This window comes from Celeribacter marinus (assembly GCF_965656515.1).
GTDB classification, from domain to species: domain Bacteria; phylum Pseudomonadota; class Alphaproteobacteria; order Rhodobacterales; family Rhodobacteraceae; genus Celeribacter; species Celeribacter marinus_D.
The window spans coordinates 1-5,830 of the sequence record NZ_CBFHKW010000001.1 but is presented as its reverse complement, the minus strand read 5'-3'; the positions used below and the strand labels follow the sequence as shown (position 1 = coordinate 5,830).

The 5,830-nt window shown below is 57.1% G+C and carries 4 protein-coding genes; all 4 read left to right on the top strand.

Annotation, left to right across the window (positions count from 1 at the left end):
* Window positions 1-860 (top strand): LysM peptidoglycan-binding domain-containing protein (locus tag ACTG34_RS00020; protein WP_439103010.1); only part of this gene is annotated, 860 nt, incomplete at its 5' end.
* 150 nt (window positions 861-1,010) lie between these two features.
* Window positions 1,011-2,831: an ABCB family ABC transporter ATP-binding protein/permease gene (locus tag ACTG34_RS00015; RefSeq protein ID WP_439103009.1), complete on the top strand. Its 1,821-nt coding sequence runs from the start codon at window positions 1,011-1,013 to the stop codon at window positions 2,829-2,831.
* Window positions 2,832-2,957: 126 nt separating this feature from the next.
* A complete protein-coding gene (locus ACTG34_RS00010) occupies window positions 2,958-4,358 on the top strand; it encodes a cryptochrome/photolyase family protein (protein WP_439103008.1) in 1,401 nt (466 codons plus the stop codon).
* Window positions 4,359-4,456: 98 nt separating this feature from the next.
* A complete protein-coding gene (locus ACTG34_RS00005) occupies window positions 4,457-5,713 on the top strand; it encodes a class I SAM-dependent methyltransferase (RefSeq protein ID WP_439103007.1) in 1,257 nt (418 codons plus the stop codon).
* Window positions 5,714-5,830: the final 117 nt, after the last annotated feature.

The window sequence follows — 5,830 nt, the reverse complement described above, 5'->3', positions numbered from 1 at the left end:
ATGGGGATCAGATCGTGTTTTCTGATGAAAGCATTGTTGTGGCCCCTGTGATCGCGTCCGCGCCAGTCGTGGCAACCCCAATCGATGTCGCACAAGACCAAGACGCCACACCATCCGTTGATACGTCCAAAGCACAAGCGTCACCCGTGATAGCAATGCGTGATGTGGAGGCGCAGACGCCTGTGGCTCAGGCCAAACCGCAACCCACTGTTCTCAAGGCCAGTGACGAGGGCGTGCAGGTTCTACAACAGGCGGGGACAGACGCGACATCCCTGCGCATAGATGCATTGACCTATGATCCTCAGGGCCGTGTGTTCGCCTCTGGGCGCGCACCATCTGAGGCGCAAATCCGGCTATACCTCAACAACGCATTGGCCGCCGAAGCCGTGGCGGGCGCGGACGGTCAATGGCGTGTCGAGCTCAAAGATGTCGCCGCGGGCGTTTACACCCTGCGCGCCGATCACGTTGGCCAAGACGGGGTGGTGATCACCCGCGCCGAAACACCGTTCAAACGCGAGGACGTGGCAATTTTGGCCCAAATCGCGTCTCATGCGGAGCGTGATGGCGAAGCGGTCGCAGCACAGCAAAACGCGGCGGATGCGCCGCAGGTCGAACCATCTGAGGCGCAAATAGCAGAGCAGGGTACAGATGCGCCCACGGACGCCCAAGATGCAGCGCCGCAATCGCCGCGCGCCCGTATCGGCTCTGTCACTGTGCAGCCGGGCAATACGTTGTGGGGGATTGCCTCCGATCGCTATGGGGACGGATTCCTGTATGCGCGGGTGTTTGACGCGAATAAAACCCAAATCCGCGATCCTGATCTGATTTACCCCGGACAGGTGTTCGTCTTACCAAAGTAGAGCGTTCCCCATACCGACTGGATTGGATATGTGGACGCACGCCCCTTTTGCGCAAGCGCGGTGTGCGACAGCGTAGTCCTTGCGTCTGGTGGTCAGATCATTAGGTCTGATCACAGAAGATATATGTTATTTTGAAAGAGTAGTTAGCCCATGCGCGGACGCCCAAGTTTGACTTCGACCACCGGCCCCGCAGATGGCATGTCCGTTATCCGCCGCGTCATTCCATACTTTTGGCCCAAAGATGACCGCGCCGTTCGGGTTCGCGTTGTCATCGCGCTGACCCTTTTGGCCCTCGCCAAAATGATTACGGCCGTAACGCCGCTGATTTATGGCTGGACGGTCGATAAGCTGGCGGGTGAGGGCGATGGTGCGGCGTGGTACATGGCGCTTGGCGCGATTGGTCTCACGGTGGGATACGGCGGCGCGCGGATCACCTCGAACGGCTTTCAGCAATTGCGCAACGTGGTGTTTGCGCCTGTGTCCAACGCGGCGCTACGTGCGCTTGCCCTTGAAACGTTTAACCACATTCACGGGTTGTCGATGCGTTACCACATCACCCGCAAAACCGGTGGGTTGAGCCGGATCATGGAGCGCGGTGTCAAAGGCGTGGCCTTCTTGTTGCAATTTCTCGTGTTTTCCATCGGGCCATTGGTGTTGGAGTTGGTGATGGTCTTGATCATCGTCGGGGCGCAACTCGGTTGGCCGTATATGATCATCTTGTTGTTCACCTTTGTGGGCTACATCGTGTTCACCCTGAAAGTCACCGAATGGCGCGTGAAAATCCGCAAGGAAATGAACGATCTGGACACGGACGCCAACCAAAAGGCGATCGACAGTCTGTTGAACTTTGAAACGGTGAAATACTTCGTGGCCGAAAGCCGTGAGGCGGCGCGCTATGACGTGGCGATGGCGGGCTATGAAACGGCCTCGATCAAGACCGAAAACTCTCTCGCGTTTCTCAACTTCGGTCAGTCGTTTATCATCACCTGTGGCCTGATCGGGTCGATGGTTCTTGCCGCATTTGGCGTACAAAACGGCACCATTACGGTTGGCGATTTCGTCATGGTCAACGCTTTCGTCATTCAAATCACCATGCCGCTTAATTTCCTCGGCTCGATGTATCGCAACATCCGTCAGGCGCTTGTCGACATGGAGGAGATGTTCACGCTCTTGCATCAACCCGCTGAAATCAAAGATAAAGACGGTGCAAAGCCTCTGGATGTCAGCGGTGGTGCGGTTCAGTTGGATGCGGTCACGTTTGGCTATGATCCGGCACGCGAGATTTTGCACGGGGTATCGATCGATGTGCCTGCGGGCAAAACGCTTGCCATTGTTGGCCCCTCGGGGTCGGGCAAATCCACCATCGGGCGGCTGTTGTTCCGGTTTTACGATGTCACAGGCGGCGCGTTGAAGATCGACGGTCAGGACGTGCGTGACGTCACCCAAGAAAGCCTGCACCGTGCGATTGGTGTCGTGCCGCAAGACACCGTGCTGTTTAACGACACAATCCGCTACAACATCGCCTACGGGCGCGGTGATGCGACATTTGAGGATGTGGTCAGTGCCGCCAAAAAGGCGCGGATTCACGAGTTTGTCAGCAGCTTACCCGAGGGCTATGAAACCCAAGTGGGCGAGCGTGGCCTCAAATTGTCTGGCGGCGAAAAACAGCGGGTCGGCATTGCACGGACCTTGCTGAAAAATCCGCCCGTCTTGTTGTTGGATGAGGCAACATCTGCCTTGGACACCCAAACCGAGCGCGACATTCTGGATGCGCTCAAGGAAGCGGGCAAAGGGCGAACAGTGATCACGATTGCGCACCGCCTGTCCACCGTGGCCGACGCCGATGAGATCGTGGTGTTGGAGGCGGGGAACGTGGTGGAGCGCGGCACGCATGAGGATCTGTTGAGCCGCCACGGCAAATATTCCGCCATGTGGGCGGCCCAAGCCGAGGACCGCGATCAGGTGGCCTAAGCGGCCTGTGACGTGGGTGCGCCAAATCTGACGCGCCCAGACCAATGTTTGCGTTATTTAGTCCAGTTTTGTTTGAACCAACTGCGCACCGCCTGCGTAGTCTTTTCAAAGATATAGGAGAATAGCGTGACAGCTATCTGGTGGATCCGCCGAGACTTTCGACTTTGTGACAACCCGGCCTTGGTCGCTGCCGCTCTTACGGGCGATGTCTTGCCCGTGTTCATTCGCGATGAGACGGTGGACGCGCTCGGGGCCGCGCCAAAGTGGCGGATGGGGCTTGGCCTTGCGCATTTGATGGAGAGGATCGAGGCTACCGGCGGGCGAGTTGTGTTGCGTGCGGGCGATGCGCGGGTGATCATTCCGGCGCTGGCGCGCGAGGTCGGCGCGAGCTGTGTGCATTGGTCGCGCTTGTATGACAAAGACGCGATAGCGCGCGACACGGATGTGAAATCCACGCTTAAATCGATGGGGATCGACGCCCATAGCCACGGCGGTCATTTGCTGTTTGAGCCGTGGACTGTCGCCACCAAAACGGGTGGCTATTATAAAGTCTATTCACCATTTTGGCGGGCGGTCAAAGATACGGATATCGCCCCATGCCTCAGTGCGCCAAAGGTCCGTTGGGCTGAGGCCCCCCAGAGTGACGCGTTGGCCGATTGGGCGCTTGGCGCGCAGATGCGGCGTGGCGCGGCGATTGTCGAGCCGCATTGTCACGTGGGTGAGGCGGCGGCTATGGCCCGCCTAGAGACCTTTGTGGCCGCTCATGCGGATGTGTATCAGGAACGCCGCGATTTTCCGTCTGAGTCTGTGTGTTCTGGCCTGTCTGAAAACCTCACATACGGCGAAATATCACCGCGCACGATCTGGCATGCGGGGATGGGCGCGCTCAAGGCGGGCGCGCGCGGAGCCGAGCATTTTCTAAAAGAAGTGACATGGCGCGAATTTGCCTACCACCTTTTGTACAACGAGCCTGATTTGGCCCATAAAAACCACCGTGAGGGGTGGGACACATTTGCGTGGCGCGAGGACGCCGATAGCGCCGATGTGACCGCGTGGAAACAGGGGCGCACAGGGATCCGGTTTGTGGATGCTGCGATGCGCGAGATGTATGTCACAGGTACGATGCACAACCGCGCGCGCATGATTGTGGCGTCTTATCTGACCAAACACCTGATGGTGCATTGGCGCGTGGGGCGCGCGTGGTTCGAGGACTGTTTGATTGACTGGGATCCGGCTGCCAATGCCATGGGGTGGCAATGGGTGGCGGGCTGCGGCCCCGATGCGGCGCCGTATTTTCGCATTTTCAACCCTGACGGACAGCTTGAGAAATTCGACAAGCAGGGTGTGTATGTGCGCAGATGGATTGCAGAAGGTCAGCGCACGCCCAGTGCCACCGCGCTTTCGTATTTCGAGGCTGTGCCAAAGGCATGGGGCGTGTCGGCGCAAGACCTCTACCCCAAGCCGATCATTGACCTTAAAGTGGGGCGCGAACGCGCTTTGGCGGCCTATTCGGAGCGCAATGCGTGACGCAATGTGGTTTTGCGCTACACTGAGCATCAACATTGATAAACTGAGACCAATGACCGTTTGAGAACAGGCGGCAATCGACAAGAGGGGGCAAACATATGCTCGACGATCACGCAGACCAAAACCCGAAGCCCGAGGTTTTGACTTCGACGCAGGGCCAAGAGAACCTGCCGCGTTATTTTACAAACGTCTTTGACGTGGCCAAGGATATGGCGCGTGGACAGCTTGATTTTGTGCTCCCAGATGGGCGCGTGTTTCGCGCAGCCGGTAAGGCGGCAGGACCGCACGCCGAATTACATGTGCAATCCGATGATGTGTTTGCACGCCTGATCCGCGAGGGCGATTTGGGCTTTTGCGAGGACTACCTCGATGGCGGATGGACGACCCCCGATTTGATGGCGCTGATGGATTTGGTGCATGCCGACAATGACGATCTATATGACGGATTTCCCGGCATGGCCTTTGTGCGCGCCTATGAGCGGATGCGGCATTGGATGAACAACAACTCCAAAAAACAAGCCCGCAAGAATATCTCCTATCACTATGATTTAGGGAATGATTTTTATGGCCTGTGGCTTGATGAGACCATGACCTATTCGTCGGCAAAATATGAGGGTGAGGGCCAGTCTTTGGCACAGGCGCAGACAGCCAAATACCGCTCTATGGTCGACGAAATGGGCGTGTCTGCGGGCGATCACGTGCTCGAAATCGGTTGTGGCTGGGGCGGCTTTGCCGAATACGCGGCGGGCGAGCGCGGATTGCACGTCACCGGCCTGACGATTTCCCAAGAGCAATATGATTACGCAACAGCGCGGATTGCAAAGGCGGGTCTGTCCGACCGCGTCACGTTCAAGCTGCAAGACTACCGTGACGAGACCGCGCAATATGACGGCATCGCCTCGATCGAGATGTTTGAAGCTGTGGGCGAAAAATACTGGCCGACATATTTTGAAACAGTCAAAGCCTGTCTCAAACCAGATGCCTGCGCCACCTTGCAGATCATCACCGTTCAGGATCGACGCTTTGAAATCTACCGCAAGAACGTTGATTTCATTCAAAAATACATCTTTCCGGGTGGCATGTTGCCGTCTCCCACGGCGCTGCGCGCCCAGATCGCCAAGGCGGGTCTGACGTTCAAAAACAGTGTGGAGTTTGGCGAAAGTTATTCCAAAACACTACGTCTGTGGTTTGATGATTTTAACGCGCAATGGGACAAGATCGAAGCCATGGGATTTGATGACAGGTTCCAACGCATGTGGAACTTTTACCTGACATCTTGTGCGGCAACGTTTCATTCGGGCAACTGCGATGTAACCCAGATTACCATGACGCGTCCGCGCGGCGAACTGTCTTAACCATGCTTCGAGCGGGCAAATTTGCATCACCCGCGTGCTATGGGCGCAACTTTCGCAGCTATTGCGCAAAAGCGCCTTGAAAATGCGCCGTTTGCGGGGTGTCGTGAGACATCTCGC

Excerpts from the sequence above, each read along its gene's own strand:
- ACTG34_RS00005 (WP_439103007.1), top strand. The coding sequence starts at position 4,457 with ATGCTCGACGATCACGCAGACCAAAACCCGAAGCCCGAGGTTTTGACT.
- ACTG34_RS00015 (WP_439103009.1), top strand. The coding sequence starts at position 1,011 with ATGCGCGGACGCCCAAGTTTGACTTCGACCACCGGCCCCGCAGATGGC.